General features: G+C 54.2%; 13 protein-coding genes. All 13 read left to right on the forward strand.

The window, feature by feature from the left end; translation table 11 throughout:
• Nucleotides 1-20: 20 nt before the first annotated feature.
• The 13 genes from NST26_RS13635 (at nucleotide 21) to NST26_RS13695 (ending at nucleotide 18,999) form a co-directional block, all read left to right on the forward strand.
• Nucleotides 21-974, forward strand: a complete 954-nt coding sequence (locus NST26_RS13635; protein ID WP_036729218.1) for a carbohydrate ABC transporter permease — start codon at nucleotides 21-23, stop codon at nucleotides 972-974.
• Nucleotides 971-1,834, forward strand: coding sequence for a carbohydrate ABC transporter permease (locus tag NST26_RS13640; protein ID WP_036729216.1), 864 nt, complete (start codon nucleotides 971-973; stop codon nucleotides 1,832-1,834). The genes NST26_RS13635 and NST26_RS13640 overlap by 4 nt, the downstream gene beginning before the upstream one ends.
• Nucleotides 1,835-2,020: 186 nt before the next feature.
• Nucleotides 2,021-3,748 carry a cache domain-containing sensor histidine kinase gene (locus NST26_RS13645; RefSeq protein ID WP_036729213.1) on the forward strand — a complete coding sequence of 576 codons (1,728 nt, stop codon included), beginning with the start codon at nucleotides 2,021-2,023 and terminating at the stop codon, nucleotides 3,746-3,748.
• A 14-nt stretch (nucleotides 3,749-3,762) separates the two neighbouring features.
• Entirely contained in the window at nucleotides 3,763-5,130 is a 1,368-nt protein-coding gene (locus NST26_RS13650; RefSeq protein WP_036729212.1) for an ABC transporter substrate-binding protein, read from the forward strand.
• 17 nt (nucleotides 5,131-5,147) lie between these two features.
• Nucleotides 5,148-6,743: a response regulator gene (locus NST26_RS13655; RefSeq protein WP_340953398.1), complete on the forward strand. Its 1,596-nt coding sequence runs from the start codon at nucleotides 5,148-5,150 to the stop codon at nucleotides 6,741-6,743.
• Between the two features lie 665 nt (nucleotides 6,744-7,408).
• Entirely contained in the window at nucleotides 7,409-8,620 is a 1,212-nt protein-coding gene (locus NST26_RS13660) for an MFS transporter (protein WP_340953397.1), read from the forward strand.
• A 116-nt stretch (nucleotides 8,621-8,736) separates the two neighbouring features.
• Entirely contained in the window at nucleotides 8,737-9,804 is a 1,068-nt protein-coding gene (locus NST26_RS13665) for a fatty acid desaturase (RefSeq protein WP_076074548.1), read from the forward strand.
• A 166-nt stretch (nucleotides 9,805-9,970) separates the two neighbouring features.
• On the forward strand, nucleotides 9,971-11,110 hold the full coding sequence (locus tag NST26_RS13670) for a sensor histidine kinase (RefSeq protein WP_340953395.1): 1,140 nt from the start codon (nucleotides 9,971-9,973) through the stop codon (nucleotides 11,108-11,110).
• Complete coding sequence (locus NST26_RS13675; RefSeq protein WP_076074553.1) at nucleotides 11,107-11,709, forward strand: response regulator transcription factor; 603 nt, start codon at nucleotides 11,107-11,109, stop codon at nucleotides 11,707-11,709. Before NST26_RS13670 ends, NST26_RS13675 begins: the two co-directional genes overlap by 4 nt.
• 409 nt (nucleotides 11,710-12,118) lie before the next feature.
• Complete coding sequence (locus NST26_RS13680; RefSeq protein ID WP_036729202.1) at nucleotides 12,119-13,564, forward strand: SWIM zinc finger family protein; 1,446 nt, start codon at nucleotides 12,119-12,121, stop codon at nucleotides 13,562-13,564.
• 49 nt (nucleotides 13,565-13,613) lie between these two features.
• Complete coding sequence (locus NST26_RS13685; RefSeq protein WP_340953394.1) at nucleotides 13,614-15,470, forward strand: HEAT repeat domain-containing protein; 1,857 nt, start codon at nucleotides 13,614-13,616, stop codon at nucleotides 15,468-15,470.
• An 83-nt stretch (nucleotides 15,471-15,553) separates the two neighbouring features.
• Complete coding sequence (locus NST26_RS13690) at nucleotides 15,554-16,657, forward strand: AAA family ATPase (RefSeq protein WP_076074576.1); 1,104 nt, start codon at nucleotides 15,554-15,556, stop codon at nucleotides 16,655-16,657.
• Entirely contained in the window at nucleotides 16,654-18,999 is a 2,346-nt protein-coding gene (locus NST26_RS13695) for a DUF5682 family protein (RefSeq protein ID WP_340953393.1), read from the forward strand. The genes NST26_RS13690 and NST26_RS13695 overlap by 4 nt, the downstream gene beginning before the upstream one ends.
• Nucleotides 19,000-19,012: the final 13 nt, after the last annotated feature.

The raw sequence follows: 19,012 nt of genomic DNA on the forward strand, positions 1-19,012 counted from the left end.
GAATTCTCTGGAGGTGTGACATGGCTGAGCCCGTAATTACGAGTCCGCATGCCGAGAGCAAACGACCTTTCTTCACTGAACAAAGACGGAGCCGCATCACTGCGTATACTTTCATTTCACCGTTCTTTATTCTGTTCTCGATATTCGGACTATATCCAATTTTCTTCACATTCTATTTATCGTTCTTCAAGTGGGATGCCTTAGGTCCAATGAAATACGTCGGCTTCAAAAACTTCGAGCTGATCACCACGGACCCGACCTTCTGGATCTCCTTCAGCAACACGCTGATTATGGGGCTGATGGGTACTGTGCCGCAGGTTATGCTGGCGCTGCTTCTGGCGGTGCTGCTGCATTCGGGGATGACCCGGTTCAAGAAGACCTTCCGCATCCTCTATTTCATGCCGAATATCACTTCGATCGTGGCGGTTACACTGGTATTCAGTACGCTGTTCGGTAATAACGGGATGATCAACTGGCTGCTTAACGGAATCGGGTTAGAGAGCATGGCCTTCAATTCCGGCTGGTGGGGGGTCAAAATTGCCATCTCCACGATGGTCATGTGGCGCTGGACGGGCTACAATGCGATCCTGTTCCTCTCGGGCCTGCAGAGTATTCCGATGGATCTGTACGAATCGGCCAAAATCGACGGGGCCAACCGCAGACAGCAGCTGTTCTTCATTACACTGCCCCTGCTTAAGCCGTTCATTATCTTCGTATCCCTGCAATCCACCATTGGTGCGCTGCAGCTCTTCACAGAGCCTTATGTCTTCCTCGGCCAATCCGGCACCGGATCTACCCGGCAGGAAGGGATTACGATGGTTACTTATTTGTACAGTGAGGCCTTCCGCAACGGCTTCTTCGGTACAGCGGCGGCTACAGCGGTTCTGCTGTTCCTCGTTACGATTCTGTTCTCTGTCCTCAATATGCTGATCTCCAGAGGCGGCGGCAGACAGACTGGAGGGAAAAAAGCGTGAGCACACTGCGTATGTTCAGAAAAAAACCGGATGATCTCGGCTTCTTCGGCAAGCTGGGCTTCTATCTTCTGCTGATTCTCGGAGCACTGGTCTCCATCTTCCCGTTCTATTGGATGTTTGTGGTCGGGACCAATGACAAGGGAGCTGTGTTCCATGTACCGCCGCTGCTCACCATCGGAGACCAGTTCTTCGAGAACTTCAAGCGGGTGCTGGACAAATCGGACTTCTTCCAGGCGCTTGGCAACTCGCTGTTCGTCTCGTCCATGGTGACGGTCTCGGTCGTGTTCTTCTGTACGCTGGCCGGGTATGCTTTTGCCAAATATGAATTCCCCGGTAAAAACGTGCTGTTTGTATTCGTTATTGCCACCCTGATCGTTCCGCAGCAGCTCGGCGTACTGCCAACCTATGTCATTATGGCCAAGCTTCACTGGATCGACAGCTTCAAGGCGCTGATTGTTCCGGCTATGGTCAATGCCTTCGGCATCTTCTGGATGCGGCAGTACATCTCCTCGGCCGTGCCTACCGAGCTGATTGAAGCCGGACGTATTGACGGAGGAGGCCACTTCCGGATTTTCTGGAGGATTGCCGTTCCGGTCATTACACCCGCGATGGCTACCCTGGGTATTCTGAATTTCATGACGGTATGGAATGACTTCTTCTGGCCGCTGGTGGTCTTGAAGAACAAGGAGCATTTCACGATTCAGATTGCATTGCAGCAGCTGTTCACTACACGTGACGGTCTTGATTACGGGATGATTATGTCCGCTACCTTCACGGCCACGCTGCCGCTGCTGGTTGTCTTCCTGCTGTTCAGCCGCTGGGTCATTGCCGGACTGACTTCAGGTGCCATCAAGAGTTAACTGTCTGTGTATTCAATAAGTAAGAGGATTTACAGAATGCTGTGAAGAATAATAATCAAGTGGAAACGGTTTTGCCGTCCTTTTAAGGACGGCATTCGTTTCAGCGAGAAATAGAAGGATAAGTTATCGTGTGAAACCTATGAATTCTTCTATTTGGACAGAGACCGCAGGAGGAAGGGACCCGTCATGAAGCTCCGCCGCAAAATCTTGTTCGCTATTATTCTTCTTGTATTCATTCCCGTGATTGTCATGGGGATTGTGACGTATGTGAATTATTCGAATGCTATGGAGAAGAAATCAAGTAATTTCTACTGGATCTCCCTGCTGGAGACGGACCGCAAGCTGAAGTTCGCCCTCAGTGAGATTTCATCGATCACCAATTCAGCTATTACGCAGCCTGCGATCCAGCAGTCGCTGAAGCAGCAGAATTTCGTCCTCACCTATGACCGCAAGCAGGAAATCAACAACCTGCTGATTAACCATCCGATGATCACCTCGTTCAGCCTGTACGGGAAAGACCGGCTGCTGTACCAATACAATGCGCCGATGTCTTTTGCGGATATGCACAAGCAGGTCTGGTTCGGAGCCATGGAGGCTGCCGAAGGGCGTCCTGTCTGGTCCGGTCCCGGAGAGAACGGCTCGGCCAGCGGCGATAAGCCGGTGCTGGTCCATGCCAGAGTGATTAAGGACTATTATTCGCTGGAGGATATCGGCTATCTGGTTGTATATGTGAAGCCGGATCTGCTTGATCAGATTTTCTGGGAGGCTGCGACCCTGAAGAAAGGGGATATCCTGCTGGTCAACAAGCAGGGCAATATCGTCTTTAACAAGTCCGGGGAGCATATCGGGGAACGGACGGATTTTCCTTTTTTGCAGGAGAATTATAACCAGGAGCAGGACTATTACATTGACAATTATCAAGGGGAGCGGTCACTGATCACTTTCCTGCCTTCACATAACGCGGACTGGTATCTGGCGGCCATTACGCCGATGAACCTGATCTCCTCTGAATCGGTCTCCATCCGCAATATTGCGATTATTCTCGGCATGGTGTCGCTGCTGTCGGCCTTCCTGTTCGACCGTTATTTCATCCGCAGGCTTGTCCGCAGCATTAACAGCGCCGTGAACGGCATGAAGCGGGTCAAGCAGGGGATCTTCACCCCGATTCCGGTACCGCTGCGGGCCAATGATGAGAGCGATTCCCTGATTGACGGCTTCAACCGGATGAGCTCGCAGATCAACGAGCTGATTGACCAGGTCCAGACCGAGCAGGGACGCAAAAAGGAAGCGGAGATGCAGGCGCTGATGGCCCAGATCAACCCGCATTTCATCTATAATTCACTGGAATCGATCAACTCCATGGCGGTGTTGGCAGGCAACCGGGATATCAGCAAAATGGTCATCTCGCTCGGCCGGCTGCTGCGGATCAGCATCAGCCAGAATCAGGAGCTGATCCCGCTGCAGATGGAGTTCGAGCATGTCCGCCATTACTTGGATATCCAGAAGTTCCGGTTCGAGGACAAATTCTCCTATGAGCTGGACTTGCCGGAGCCGCTGAAATACGTGATGACCCAGAAGCTGATTGTTCAGCCGATTGTGGAGAACGCTTTGTATCATGCCATTGAGCAGATGGAGGAGCACGGGACCATTACAGTCACCGCCCAGGAGAACGGCAAGGATATTATCATTATTGTGAAGGATAACGGGCCGGGCTTCGATCTTGAGGTGCTGATGAGCCAGTGGAACAAGGAGCGGAGCAATCCCAAGAAATACAGCGACAGCGGGGTTGGGCTGAAAAATGTGCATGAGCGCCTGAACATCCGGTTCGGCAATCCCTATGGCATTCTGGTCTGCTCCTCACCGGGCTTCGGATCAGCCATCTGCATCCGGATTCCGAGGATACAGCCGTCATGAGAGGGAGAAGCCAAATGAAAGATCAGCGACATGTGCTCCGATGGTTGACCAACTGGGGATGGATTCTCCTCTATATTGTGCTGATGTCCGGCGCCGTATGGTTCATTATGCAGGAGGACCGGGAGCAGATTGAGGATACTTCGCCCGAGAAGATCACATTGACCTTCCGGCATTTCTGGATCAAGGAGCATGACCGGCCGCTGCTGGCGATCTTCGAGGAGGTTGTGCGCAGCTACCAGGAGAGCCATCCGAATGTGAAGGTGAACTTCGAGGGGCTGGACCAGAATATCCACCGGGAGCAGAAGCTGAAGAGTGAGATGGTAACCGGCACACCGCCCGATATGTTCGTCCTGTTCGGCGGAGCGGAGATCGAGCCCTACGTGCGTTCAGCCCGGCTGATGGATCTGACCGATTTCACTGCCCAGAACGGTCTCAGCAACCAGTTCAAGGATCTGCATCTCTGGACGTTCAACAATCATATCTACGGACTGCCTATCGAGGGCAATGCGGAACCGCTCTATTACAATAAAAAAATCTTCACCAAGCTAGGCATTAACACTCCGGCTACGTTGGCCGAGCTGGATACGGTGATGGCGAAGCTGAAGGCAGCGGGGTATATCCCGTTTGCGCTGGGGAATGAAGACCGCTGGCCTGCGGGGATATTCGCCCATTATCTGATGGACCGCTACGCCGGACCGGAGTTGATTCAGAAGCTGGTTACTGGCGAGGATATGTCGAGCTTCCAGAACAGTGGCTACCTGGAAGCGTTCCGGCATCTGAACAGATGGGTGAAGGCAGGCTATTTCAGTGAGGACTCTAATGATACCTCCACCGAGGGTGCGGTCCGTCTGTTCACTGAAGGCAGGGCAGCCATGTATCTGAACGGCAACTGGGATATCAATTTATTCTCGGGGGACAATGCCCCGGACGATTTCCAGAGCCGGGTTGGAGTCATTCCCTTCCCCGCGCGGGAGGCCGGCACAGAGCCGTCTATCGCCGGAGGGTATACGATTGGCATCGGGCTGTCTTCGAGCCTCACCGGAGCGAAGCGGACAGCGGCACTTGAATTGATGAAGGGCTTCTATACGAAAGAGATTCAGACGCGGATTGTCTATGAGGGTCTCCGAATTCCGTCGATGCGGATTGCATTTGACCCGGAGAAGACCGGACCGGTCTTTGCCCAGGTGATGGATATGATGGAGGAGAATGAGCAGAGCTTCGTCCCGTATGACAATCTGTTATCGCCTGAAGTGAAGAAGACCTTCCTTAGTGTCATCGAGGAGATGATTGACGGAGGGCTGCAGGCGGAGCAGGCCTTGCAGCAGCTGCAGGATGCGTCCAAGCAGTATTGGAATCTGATCCGGAGTTCTTCGGGTCAATAAGCCTGGGGGTGTAAGTGATGAAGGAGCAGCAGGAGAAATATAAGGTACTGCTCGTAGATGATGAGCCGATTATACTGCGCAGCCTGAAGGTTGCGATTCCATGGGATGAGCTGGGCCTGAGCATTGTGGGGGAAGCGAAGAACGGGGAGGCCGCCTTGCAGCAGATTCAGCAGACCGCACCACACATCATTATAAGCGACATCCGCATGCCGGTGATTGACGGGATCACGCTGATGAAGGAGGTTCTGCCGCGCAGCGCCAAGCTGATCTTCATTTTCATCAGCGGCTACGGGGAATTCGAATATGCCAGGGAGGCCCTGCGGCTGGGGGCTTTTGATTACTTGCTGAAGCCGATTGACCATGACGAGCTGGTGGAGATGCTTAAGCGGGCCAGGGAGCGCCTGGACCGCCAGAAGGAGAACGAGCAGCTAATGCTCTCGGTGCAGACCCTGTCGCTGCTGGCCCGCGAGCGCATGCTGGCCGAATTCACGCTGGGCAATCCGCGGCCGCTGCAGCACCTTGCGTGGCTGGAGAACAGCGAGCTGGAGGGAGAATACTTCATGGCCGTGGTCCGTCTGGACGACTACGCGGCCTTGACGGCGCAATGGAGCGCCGAGGAGAAGCGTCTGTGGCTGTTTGCCGTGCGCAATATCCTGGAGGAGTGGTCGCTTACGAACGGGGCATTGTCTATCTTCCCGTTCTATAACGGAGAATGGATTCTGCTCTTCCCGGCCAGCCTGAATGATGATAAGCGGGAACTCGGGGAGCAGCTTATAGCCGGAATCAAGCGCTACTCCAAGCTGAACTGCTCTGTCGGCATCAGCAGAAGCACCAGCGGGATTGATCAGCTTAGCACGGTATACCCGTTAGCCTCCCAGGCGCTGTACCAGCGCTTCTATTCCGGTCAGGCCGGTGTCTTCCTGGAAGAGGAGACAGCAGCGGCAGGCAACCGCGAGGTGCAGTATCCGAAGGAGCTGGAGCTGTCGCTGATTGAGAGCATCCGTACTCTGAATATGGAGCGGATGCTGACTCTTTTTGACGAGATGTCCGTTTTCATTGAAGCCCAGAGCTTGCCCCAGCCGCTGGCGGAGCGCCTGATGATTGAGATGAGTGTGGTGTTATACCGGCAATTCGAACATCTGAATACACATAATGACTGGTCCATTGAAGGGCTGTTCAGCAAGCTGAACGGACTGGGCACGTTGCCGGACATGATGAATGTCCTGAAGACCACCTTCCGCGACTGGCTGGAGCAGAGTCATAAGACCGCAGCACGGGAGGACGGACGGAGCATCATTGAGAAGGTCCAGCGGTACATTGAATCCAATTACCATAAGGATCTCAGCATCGAGGAGGTATCCGAGGTGGCCGATCTGAGCATCAGCCATTTCTGCACTCTGTTCAAGCAAATCTCCGGCTACACGTTCCTCGAATTCGTCACCCACTGCCGGATGGAGAACGCCAAATACATTCTGCGCAGCAGCAATGTGAAAGTGTATCAGGTCGCACCGCTGGTCGGCTATCAGGACCCGAGATACTTCACCCAGGTATTCAAAAAAGCGACCGGCAAGACGCCCACAGAGTACCGTGAGGAGCATGTGAAGCAGGCTTAGCAGACCGGCAGGCAAGAAGCTGAGTAAACGCAGGATATACATAAAGGCCGGATAAGGAATCGGCCTAAGAGTCTGAGCAACTAAGAATCTAAGCACCTAAGCGACTAAGCACCTAAGCTAATGGGTGCTTTTTTTGTCGTTCAAGGCGTTAATGCTGATTAATTTGCTACATCCTTGAAGAGCGGGATTAATCAAGAAATCTGGTGACGGGCAGCGGCCGGAAGTCCAAATGCTCACCGCAGTGACGGCGAAGCTTCAAGTTCAAAACTTAAGTGCGTCTTATATAAGTGGAAAAACTCCAACTCTTTCAGCCGAAATCTTTGAAACCGGTGAAGCAGTTGGATAAACGACACTTACTGGAAGCGAAATTGGAGCTTTAGCGGAATGGGGTCGAATTAGATGACAAAAATCCACGTAATCTTCTTACGGAAAGAAAAACGGATTTATTAAGTGTATAAAATCCAACTAAGGTGGCGAACAGGGGCTGCTTTTCGTTCATCATTACTGCTTCTGTGTTGGAAGGATTAATCATGCTACTATAATTAATAGACGAATGATAATATTATCCTTAAATATATAGACAAATAAATAAAACATCTATATATTAATAAACATATTAGATATACATCTATTTAGTTTAATATTGAATAATGGAGGATGTTAACGTGTTAAGTAACAAGTATGTACGGACGATTATGCTGTCAAATGTGCTATTGCAGCTCGGGGTGTGGGTGCGGAATTTTGCGATTCTGCTGTATGTGACGGAGATTACGCACAATGATCCTTATTATGTCTCGCTTATTTCGGTGGCTGAATACGGCCCGCTGTTTCTGTTCGCCATCATCGGGGGAACCTTCGCAGACCGCTGGCGGCCCAAACGGACCATGATCGTAAGTGATCTGCTGTCCGCTTGCTCAGTCTTTGCTGTGTTGCTGGTGGTGCTGTCGGGCTCATGGAGGGCCTTACTGTTCGCAACGCTGGTATCTGCCATCCTGTCCCAGTTCTCACAGCCTTCGGCGATGAAGCTGCTTAAGCAGCATGTGCCTGAAGAGCAGCTGCAGAGTGTAATGGCCATGTTTCAGTCGCTTACAGCCTTCTTCATGGTCATTGGTCCGGTGATCGGCACATTCATCTATAGTCATTACGGCATTGAGGTCTCACTTGCTGTGATGGGCGGGATGTTCATCGGCTCGGCGCTCATTCTGGTCAAGCTGCCCGCTGAACGGAGGGAGGAGACCGGACAGGCCCGCAGCGGGTTCCTGGCGGAGATGATATCCGGACTGAATTATGTGCGTGCAAGCCGGGTACTGAAGAACCTTGGAGTAACGTTTGCCTTCGCCGGGCTTGCCGCCGGACTGGTTCAGCCGCTGGGTGTCTTCATCATTATGGAGAATCTGGGCAGAGACAAAGGCTTCCTGCAGTGGGTGATGATGGCGAATGGAGCGGCGATGCTGCTGGGTGGAATGTTTATTATGAGTAAAGGCAAAACTATGAAGCCGCAGACAATGTTATCCCTGGGCCTGCTGATCAGTGCGGCAGGAACGGTAGGGGTAGGCTGGTCGCATCACACAGCGCTCACGCTGGTGCTCCAGACGGTTAGCGGATTCTTTTACCCTTGTATTCATATCGGTATCAATACCCTGCTGCTCCGTCACACAGAGACTGCTTATATGGGCAGGGTGGGCGGCATTATGGGGCCGATGTTCATGGGCTTCATGGTGATCGGAATGTCTGTAGCCGGCTACGCCAAAGGCACGCTCTCCCTATCTGCAGTCTTCACAGGGAGCGGCGTACTGTTCCTGATTGCGGTGCTGATTCTGCTGCCGCTGCTCAGAACGAAGGAGGCGGGCAGACAAGCACTCCAGAGCCGACTATGACATTTGTCATACATCAGAGTTGATATTTATGACTTACGGGGATGACACTTCTTTCTTTATACTTGAAATATAAGAAGTATCCTTGAATGGATGCATCCGAGGAGGAACCGATCCCGATGACCAACAACCAGATACCCCAGCTCTCTACATTGAAGAAAAGCGTAGCCCCTTACGAGAAAACAGACCTCAACACGAGCATAAAACAGCTCATTAATACGCTTGGGCCCCTGGTGCTATTATGGACCGCCGCATACTTAAGCTTATCCGTGTCCTACTGGCTGACGCTGCTGTTCGCTATTCCGGCTGCCGGCTTTGTCATCCGCACCTTTATTATTTTTCATGACTGCTGTCATGGGTCGTTCTTCAAGAACCGCAAGGCCAATGATATTGTCGGCACCATCACCGGTGTGCTTACCCTGGTCCCTTACCGCCAGTGGAAGCACAGTCATTCGATTCATCACGCCGGAAGCAGCAATCTCGACAAAAGAGGCATCGGGGATATCTGGATCATGACGGTGGATGAATATGTGGCTGCCAAGCCGCTCCAGCGGCTCTATTACCGGATCTACCGTAACCCGCTGGTAATGTTCGTCATCGGACCGATTGCCGTATTCCTCATCCAGTACCGGTTCAATGCCAAAGGGGCAAGACGCAAGGAACGGATGAATACGTACCTGACCAATGTGTCCATTGTGGGTCTATATGCTGGAATCATTCTGCTCATAGGCTGGCAGGCGTTCCTGCTGGTACAGCTGCCGATTGTGTTCGTATCCGGCTTCCTCGGCATCTGGCTGTTCTATGTACAGCACCAGTTCGAACATACTTACTTCGAGCATGATGAAGAGTGGAGCTACGTGAACGCCGCTGTAGAAGGAAGCTCTTACTATAAGCTGCCGAAGCTGCTACAATGGATTACCGGCAATATCGGATTTCACCATGTGCATCACTTGAGTCCGAAGGTGCCGAATTATAATCTGGAATTGGCTCACAATGCCAGCCCGCCTTTGCAAAAGGCAACCACCATTACACTCAGCACCAGTCTCGAAGCGCTGAAATACCGTCTTTGGGATGAAGAGCATAAGGTCTTCCTCAGCTTCAAGCAGTTGAAGCAGCGCTTGCGGAAGAGTGAGCCTGCCGTGAAAGAGGGGCTGAAGGTAATCAAACCTGGGTTCCAGAGCGAATAGAAGCGGTAACATGATAACATGCAGAAAGACAGATCCGGGGAGCAGGATGCCGGGTCTGGTCTTTCTTTTTAGAATACACACAGGTTGTTTCGAAGGTAGTTGCCGGTCGGAGGCTGGTTTATGTTAAAATGGGGGTATAAACTTGCTGGCAAAAAGGATGGCTAACATGCAGAAGTGGCATCATATTTTTCATAAAAGTACGGGACTGAGCCCTTATGTATGGGTTGTTTTTTACATTCTTCCGTTCTATTTTATCTTCCGATCCTCCTCGGCGGACCGCTGGGTGTATGGCATCCTGATGATTATGGTCTTCTTCGCCTGCTACGTGCTGTCGTTTAAGTCCAGGGGCTGGGTGGTCTATTTCTGGACCAGTGTGCAGATGATAGTTTCTGTTACGATGACGCTGCTGTTCGGGTACATGTACTTTGCGCTGTTTTTGGCTTTTTTTATCGGGAATATTCAGAAAAGAGCGGCCTTCTTCACCCTCTATCCGATCCATCTGCTGACGACGATTGTAGCCATTAACTATGAGCTGATTATGCGCAATCCCGTATTCCTCTCGCAGCTGCCGTTCGTGCTGGTCAGTATTATTGCCGTGGTGCTGCTTCCGGTCACAACCTATAACCGCAACAGGCAGGATAAGCTGGAGGAACAGCTGGAGGATGCCAACAAACGGATCTCCGAGCTGGGCATTATGGAAGAGCGTCAGCGGATCTCCCGGGATCTGCATGATACGCTGGGACAACGCCTGTCACTGATCGGACTGAAGAGTGACCTGGCCGGCAAGCTGATCACCAAGAATCCGGCACAGGCCATGATCGAAATTAACGATGTCCGCGTAACCGCCCGCAGCGCGCTTAAGGAAGTCCGGGAGATGATCACACAGATGCGGGGCATCCGGGTTGAAGATGAGCTGGTGCGCATCCGGCAATTCCTCCAGGCGGCGGAGATCGGTTATATACTGGAGGGTGATCCCGTTCTGACTAATACCTCGCTGATTACCGAGAATGTGCTGAGCATGTGCATGAAGGAGGCGGTAACCAACGTGGTGAAGCATAGCGGCGCCTCGCTGTGCCGGATACAGATTGAATCTTCACGGACCGATCTGGTCATCAAGGTGAAGGACAACGGCGGAGGGATTGAAGGGACCAAGCTGTATCATAAGGGGCATGGCCTGCAGGGAATGCGGGAGCGGCTTGAGTTCGTGAACGGTTCGATGGAAGTGATCCAGGATGAAGGAACTACAGTAGTGATTAAGGTGCCGAATGCGTCGCAGCAGCCGGACATGGAGGTGAACGCGCAATGATATCAATCGTGATAGCTGAAGACCAGCGGATGCTGCTGGGAGCGCTGTCGGCGCTGCTGGACCTGGAGGAAGACATGAGGGTGGTCGGCAAGGCGGGCAACGGGGAAGAGGCTGTGAAGCTGGTGAAGCAGCTACAGCCGGATATCTGTATTATGGATATTGAAATGCCGGCTATGACGGGCCTGGAAGCGGCAGAAGCCCTGAAGGGGGCAGGCTGCAAAATCATGATTCTGACCACGTTTGCCCGGGCAGGGTACTTCGAGCGTGCGGTCAAGGCCGGAGTGGATGCCTATCTGCTTAAGGACAGTCCCAGCGAGGAGCTGGCGCTGTCGATCCGCAGTGTCATGGACGGCAAACGGATGTACGCGCCGGAGCTGATGGATGAAGCCTACAGCAAGGAAGCGAATCCGCTGACCGAGCGGGAGAAGGAAGTGCTGGGGCTGATCGCAGACGGCAAGAACACGAAGGAGATCGCCAGCCAGCTCTATATCACCACCGGAACGGTCCGCAACTATATCTCGGTCATTCTGGACAAGCTGGATGTGGGCAACCGGATTGAGGCGATTACGCGGTTTAAGGAGAAGGGCTGGTTCAAATAAAATATCCCTGCGGGGAAGCAGGAACGGCAGCTGTCTTTTAGGAGGGCTGGCCGTTTTTTTGTAAATATAAGAATTTATATGTTGCACACGATAACTTATCCTTCTATTTCTCGCTGAAACGGTACCGTCCTTTAAAAGGACGGCAAAGCCGTTTCCACTTGTCGGCTATAGAGTGTACATAAACCGCTTAGAACGGAGCTTGACCAGAAGCGAATCTAGGACCTATCACCCATTTTTCATCTGAAAGCGGTTACTCTATTGGATCGGACGCTAAGATTTGTTAAAATAAATGCAAACATATGATCTTATTTGTAGTCGTTTCATGTGAAGCTGGGTAATAAATACTTGTGCCCCGTATGCACGTTCATTCATTCTGCTTACATCCTAATTCAGCCGGGAGGAATCTAATTTGCCAGAGCTAACATCCACGTACGTCGATTCACTTGCACCCAATGCTGCTGCGATCAAGAACGGCCAGGGGCTGGTCCGCAAAAAGAGCTTTGTGGAGCTCCATCAGTCGGAGAACGGAGAGCTATTATTCGGAAAATGTGCCGGAAGCGGCAAAACGCCCTATGAGTGCTCAGTGGACTTCATCGCACCAGACAGCCCGGTCTTCCGCTGCAGCTGCCCCAGCCGCCAATTCCCCTGCAAGCACGCACTAGGTCTGCTGTATGCCTATACCGAAGGCCAGACGTTCACACCTGCCCCGGTTCCCGAGGACATCGCATCGAAGCGCGAGAAGGCGGAGAAGCGGGAAGAGAACAAGGTGAAGCAGGCGGCTGAAGGAGCAGAGTCCAAGCCGAAGAAGGTTAACAAATCCGCCCTGAAGAAAAAAATCAACGCGCAGCTCGAAGGGCTTGACCTGCTGGAGAAGCTGGTACTCTCCTTCGTGCGCAGTGGCCTGTCCACAATTGACAAGTCTGCGGCCAAGACGCTTCAGGGGCATGTGAAGCAGCTCGGGAACTATTATTTGTCCGGGGCGCAGATTGAGCTGCGCCGCTTCGCGAATATGATGTTCAGCGGCAACGATCAGGAGCAAAACTATACATATGCGGTGGAGCAGCTGACACGGCTACACGCATTTATCAAGAAGGGCCGGACGTATCTGCTGGCCCGGAGCGAGGACCCGGAGCTGGCGCTGGATCATGAATCCACCATTGATGAATGGCTGGGCCATGCCTGGCAGCTTAGCGAGTTGAAGGAATACGGGCTGGTGAAGGAGGGGGCAGAGCTGCTGCAGTTATCCTTCTACAGCTACAACGATGCGGCCCGCCAGGAGTTCGTAGACCTTGGCTTTTGGCTGGATCTCTCTGCGGAAGCCGGGGAGATCCGCCGGACCTTTAACTACCGCCCTTACAAGGCGGCGAAGCTGATGCGTGAGGAAGACAGCTTCTTCGACATTGCCGTGGTTCCACAGCTGTACACCTATCCCGGGGATATGAATGCCCGGATTAGGTACGAGTCCATGTCTTCAAGACCGGTGCAAGGCACGGATCTTGAGCGGGCGGCCGCCAAGGCTCACCGTTCATATTCGGAGGTCTTCAAGAAGGTGAAGAACCAGATCAAGAACCCGCTGAGCGACAAGCAGCCGGTCATGCTGCTGCATGCCGCAGCTCTGGGCGTCACAGAGAACGGCCAGTATGTTATGACTGACGGGGAAGGCACAAGGCTCCTTCTGGAGGATATTCCGTCGATGCCGCAGGGCACAGTGGAGCTGCTGCCGTTCCTTCCGGCAGGCGCCCGCGAAGATTGTACAGTTCTGGTCATGTTCGAGCATGACCTGGACCAGGGACGTCTGCGTGCCCAGCCGCTAAGTGTCATTAAGGACGAAGAGATCGTTCGTCTGCTGTACTAGAGTAATTCAACATAATCCACAAACCTTTATTCATATGGGAGGACAATCCATGAGCACAGCGTTATTGCAGGAGCTGCATCAGGAATACAGAAGACTGTATATTGCCGGAAGTGAGCTGGCGGCCGAAGATTTCCGCCTGAAGCGGCTGCTTCCGCAATTTCAGCAGCTAGGCGAGCGGTCACCAGTCTTTAAGAAGTTAGGCGAGGGAATCACGGCACTGATTGAACCGGGGAGCCCGGACGGTCCTGCCCCGGGCATTCAATTGCAGGAGAATACCCTGCTGCTGGAGTCCGTTCTGTACACTCAGGGAACGACAACCGTGGACGGAACTCCCGGACCCTTGCCGGTCCGGAAGTTCACCCTGCAGACGAATCAGACTTACCGGAAGCTTGCGCCTGTGCTGGAAGCACTCACCACTACCGGAAGCGGCAGATATGAGATTGTAGTGGATGCGTATAAGGATGGGGTCTTCCAGGATCTGCGATTGCTGCCGCTGGCGGTCTCTGCGCTGAACGACCCGTATGCGGAGCTGGCGGAATATGCGATGAATCATATTCTCCCGTCCTACGGGCCGGTCATTGCCAGCCACCTGCTGGAGAGTCTTAATCTCTCAGGGGGAAGAAGTGAGGTCCGCAAACTGGAGGTAATCTGGAAGGTCGGTGCAGACGAATACCTGGATAAGATCTTCCACGCTGCCGAGAGTGGAAGTGAGGAGGTCCGCGCTGCAGCCATCAAATGCCTGGGCGGTTATGAACAATTCACGCCCAACCTGCTGGAGTGGTCCACTGACAAGAAGAAAGCCATCCGCGAAGCGGCCTATGCGGCGCTGGCGGCAGGCGGTACGTTACAGGGAGGGGAACGGCTGGTTGAGGCATTCATCCAAAAGAAGGACCGCGAGATTCTGGGCAGAGTGCTGGCGGACGGGCATTCCGCAGAGGTGAGTGCCCGTCTGGCGGCATTATTCATGGAGGAGCTGCAGGCAGCCCCGCAGAAAAATGACGGCGTGAAGCTGACAGACAAGATATGGAATGAGCTTCTTCCCTTCCTTACCGCTCTTCGCCGGGTACGGAGTCCGCAGCTGGATGAAATCTACAGCTATATCCTTCAAGAGTATCCCCGGTTCTCGTCACTGGGCTGGATTCCGCTTTTGGACCACGCAGCCTTGTATAAAGAGAAAACTCCAGACGGTGCTGCTCTGGCAGAGCTTGCAGAGCTGGAGAAGCGGAGCGTGCGTTTCCTGCCGCATTATTTCCATGCCGCCCAGCAGTCTATAAGTCCGAAGGAGCTATTCGACCGGTTCGCCGGCGGAACCTTCTTGGATAAACTCAAAGCGCTTGTGGGTAAGGAAGCCAAGGATGCGGCTCAGCGCTCCCAGCTGCTGATTAATACCATTGAGGATCAGGTTGTGGATATCCGCCGGCGGAATTATGAAGTAGAGTGGGATGCAGCGGGAATCAGACAGCCTTACAGCAGGGAGATGCTTCCGGTTGAGGAGATTGCCGCAGCTTGGGACCCCCGCTGGCTGGACTGGTTCATCCAGCACAATGCTGTGAATCTGGCCAGTGCCTTTGCCCGGCCGGGTCACAAGGGCGTGCGGAACTTTCTGGTTGATAAGCTGCAGGACCTGTCCAAACGCCGTGCCAGTGATTTCATTCCCAACATCTTCAAGGGACTGGAAAGGGCCGGGGTGCCTGAGCCGGAGCGTCTGGAACTGTTGATGAGTGCCCTGGAGACTAAGAGTCCTCATAACCCGTATACCTTCGAATTGTATATATTTAAAATGATGGAGCGCTTCCCTGCCAGCTATGCCAGCCGTGTGGAAGCGGTTATTCCCAACTATAGATATGAATGCAAGCAGCAGCTGGAATATGTGCTGGCCAGCCTGCGGAGTGCCAAGAATACCTGACCCTTATAACAGCTACCCTGTTCCTCGAAGCCATACATTCTTAACTTTAGCTTTTCACAAAACAGTTGCAAGGAGAGGTGTACATGTCAACAGAACAAGATCAGCTTCAGGATTACATGCGTCTGCCTGCCGAAATCCTGTACCAGGATGAGCTGGAGGCTCTGCGCAAGGAGGACACCGGGCGTATTCCGGCCGGATGGCAGATGTCCCCGCGTTCAGTTCTCACGTTCATTACTGGCGGCAAGGCGGGCAAGACCGTGATTACGCCGAAATACATCGGCAACACCCGACTGATCGAGATGGCGGTTGCCACGCTGGTCACTGACCGGGCACTGCTGCTGATCGGGGAGCCGGGCACGGCGAAATCCTGGCTGTCCGAGAATCTGGCGGCGGCAATCTATGGCAACTCAGGCATGGTTGTTCAGGGGACAGCGGGAACAAGCGAAGAGCATGTACGCTATTCCTGGAACTATGCCATGCTCCTGGCGAACGGTCCAACGCCGGAAGCGCTGGTCAAGAGCCCGATTATGCGGGCGATGGAGGACGGCGGCATTGCCCGGTTCGAGGAAATCTCCCGCTGTGCTTCCGAGGTACAGGACGCGCTGATCTCGATTCTGTCGGAGAAGACGATCTCTGTGCCGGAGCTGGGCAAGGAGACCAGTGCCCGCAAGGGCTTCTCGATTATTGCCACTGCAAATACCCGGGACCGCGGAGTCAATGAGATGTCCGCTGCCTTGAAGCGGCGCTTCAATATCATTGTGCTGCCTGCGCCATCGGACCTTGAGACGGAGCTGTCCATTGTGAAGAAGCGTGTCGGCGAGATTGCCTCCTCCTATGAGCTGCAGGCTGCTGTTCCGGCGGATGAAGCGCTGCTTAAGGTGGTCACCATCTTCCGCGAGCTGCGCAGCGGCATGACGCTCGACAAGAAGGAGAAGGTGAAGACTCCAGCCGGTGTAATCTCCACGGCAGAAGCCATCTCGCTGCTGACGAACAGCATGGCTCTGGCGGCAAGCTTCGGGAGCGGAGAACTGACCGACGAGGATCTGGCAGCGGGACTCCAAGGGGCGATCGTCAAGGATGACGACAAGGATAAGCTGGTGTGGAAGGAATATCTGGATAATGTAATGAAGAAAAAAGGAGCGGACTGGCGCGGACTCTATCAAGCCTGCAAGGAGATGAACGAGTGAGCAGGGCAGCGGTTGCCGGCGTTCATGTCTTCGGAGTCCGGCATCTGTCTCCGGGCGGTGCCAGGCATGTCCTGGAATATTTGAACGAGCTGCAGCCGACCGCCGTGCTGATTGAGGGGCCGAGTGATGCAAGCGGAGAGATCCGTCATTTAACCCATGCGGTAACGAAGCCGCCGGTAGCTATTCTGGCCTTCACCGAGGATCTGCCCGTACGGACGGTACTCTGGCCGTTCGCTGTGTATTCCCCGGAATATCAGGGGATGAAATGGGCACAGGAGCATGGAGCACAGGCAGAGTTCATCGACCTGCCTTCCTCTGTAACGCTGGGGCTGCAGGATGCGTTACGACAGGATGCCGGCGGACGCACGGAGCTGAAGCCTGTGGCTGAAGAACAGGGGGAGCCGGCGGAAGAGGAAGTCAGTGAGCCGGAGTCCGTATACAGCCGGATTGCCCGGCTTGCCGGTGAGCATGACTATGATATGTACTGGGAGCGTAATTACGAGCATAACGCCAGCAGCGGCGCATACCGCGCCGCGATTCTGGCCTTCTCTGCCCAGATGCGGGAGCTGTCGGAGTCCTCGGAGCGTGCAGAGCAGCCGCGGGAATATGCTTATAACGCGTTGCGCGAATCTTACATGAGGCGGAGAATTAAGCTCAAGATTGAAGAAGGGCATCTGCCTGAGAAGATTGTTGTGATCTGCGGTGCATACCACGCCGCCGCACTGGCTGATCTCTCGGAGGGAATGAGCGATACGGAGCTTGCGTCATTACCTACACGCTCTACCAAGCTGACGCTGATGCCGTATTCCTACTATAAGCTCTCCACTATGTCGGGTTACGGTGCGGGCAACGCGGCTCCGCACTACTTCCAGATGATGTGGGAGCTGATGGCCTCAGGCCGCGCTGAGGAGCTGCCCCATCTCTATCTCTCCTCTGTAGCCCGGATGGTGCGCAGAGCAGGGACGCACCGCTCCACGGCCGAAGTGATTGAAGCGGTGCGGCTGGCAGAGTCGCTGGCGGCACTGCACGGCGGAAGCGCACCTACGCTGCGCGATCTGCGCGATGCCGCACAGACCTTGCTCGGCCACGGTGATCTGGCCGTTATCGCCGATTCGCTGGCCCGGGTGGATGTCGGTACGAATATCGGAAGGCTGGCCGATGGCGTCAGCCAGACGCCGATTCAGGATGACCTGAACCGGCTGCTGAAGCGCTACAAGCTGGAGAAGTACAGATCGACTGTAGCCAGTGACCTGACGCTGGATCTGCGCGAGAACCGCCGGGTGTCAAGCAGTGAAGCGGCTTATCTCGATCTGCACCGCTCGGTGCTGTTCCACCGGCTGGAGCTGCTCGGCATCCACTTCGCCCGGAATGTGCCGAGCGGCCAGTCCGGGGCGACCTGGGCGGAGCACTGGGTCCTCCAGTGGGCGCCGGAGGTAGAGATTGAGATCGTGGAGTCTACATTGCTGGGCGAGACCATTGAGGTGGCGGCAGCCTACGTGCTGCGCGAGAAGCTGCTGGAATGCAGCTCTATCGCTGAGGCCTCTGCGCTGATTGTCACCGCCTGCGAATGTGCCATGACCACGCAGATGGAGGAGAGCAGCCGCGTGCTGCAGCGCCTTGCGGTGGATAGCCGCGATGTCGTCTCGATTGCCACAGCGGCCAGAGAGCTGGCCAAGATCATCGGTTATGGCGACATCCGCAAGGTGGATACGGCCCCGTTCGTACCGCTGCTGGAGGAGCTGTTCCGCCGGGGCTGCCTGTTCCTGCTGGATGCCAGCGGCTGCAATGATGAAGCGGCGGCGCTGATGATAAGTGCAATGAATGACCTGAATAACATCTCGCAGGAGCATAGCGAGATTGCGGATACAGCTCTATGGCTGCAGGAGCTGCTGCAGCTGGCGCAGCGGGATGACCGCAACCCGCGGCTGTCGGGCTTCGCCTGCGCGATCCTGATGGAGCGTGGAGCCATCCCTGCCGGGGAGGTAGCGGCGGAGGTGTCGCGCCGCTTGTCTCCGGGGATACCGGCGGACCTCGGGGCAGGCTGGTTCGAAGGGTTGTCCATGCGTAACCGCTATGGTCTGTTGTCGCGAATGAGCCTGTGGGAGCAGCTAAATGACTATATCAACGCCTTGGAGGATGAGGAATTCAAGCGTGCGCTGGTCTTCCTGCGCCGGGCGTTCAGTACCTTCTCCCCGCGTGAGAAGACGATGATCGCTGAGCTGCTGGGTGAGCTGTGGGGCGTGAACACAGAGCAGGCCGCCGAGATTCTGACAGGAGAACTGAAGGAGGAGGAAGCCAAAATGCTGGATGATCTGAATGATTTTGACTTCGGGGATCTATAGATGGGTGAAGAAG

The sequence above is a fragment of the Paenibacillus sp. FSL R7-0128 genome (assembly GCF_038002245.1).
Lineage (GTDB): Bacteria > Bacillota > Bacilli > Paenibacillales > Paenibacillaceae > Paenibacillus_AQ > Paenibacillus_AQ silagei.

Excerpts from the sequence above, each read along its gene's own strand:
- NST26_RS13635 (WP_036729218.1), top strand. The coding sequence starts at position 21 with ATGGCTGAGCCCGTAATTACGAGTCCGCATGCCGAGAGCAAACGACCT.
- NST26_RS13645 (WP_036729213.1), top strand. The coding sequence starts at position 2,021 with ATGAAGCTCCGCCGCAAAATCTTGTTCGCTATTATTCTTCTTGTATTC.
- NST26_RS13650 (WP_036729212.1), top strand. The coding sequence starts at position 3,763 with ATGAAAGATCAGCGACATGTGCTCCGATGGTTGACCAACTGGGGATGG.
- NST26_RS13655 (WP_340953398.1), top strand. The coding sequence starts at position 5,148 with ATGAAGGAGCAGCAGGAGAAATATAAGGTACTGCTCGTAGATGATGAG.
- NST26_RS13665 (WP_076074548.1), top strand. The coding sequence starts at position 8,737 with ATGACCAACAACCAGATACCCCAGCTCTCTACATTGAAGAAAAGCGTA.
- NST26_RS13670 (WP_340953395.1), top strand. The coding sequence starts at position 9,971 with ATGCAGAAGTGGCATCATATTTTTCATAAAAGTACGGGACTGAGCCCT.
- NST26_RS13675 (WP_076074553.1), top strand. The coding sequence starts at position 11,107 with ATGATATCAATCGTGATAGCTGAAGACCAGCGGATGCTGCTGGGAGCG.
- NST26_RS13685 (WP_340953394.1), top strand. The coding sequence starts at position 13,614 with ATGAGCACAGCGTTATTGCAGGAGCTGCATCAGGAATACAGAAGACTG.
- NST26_RS13690 (WP_076074576.1), top strand. The coding sequence starts at position 15,554 with ATGTCAACAGAACAAGATCAGCTTCAGGATTACATGCGTCTGCCTGCC.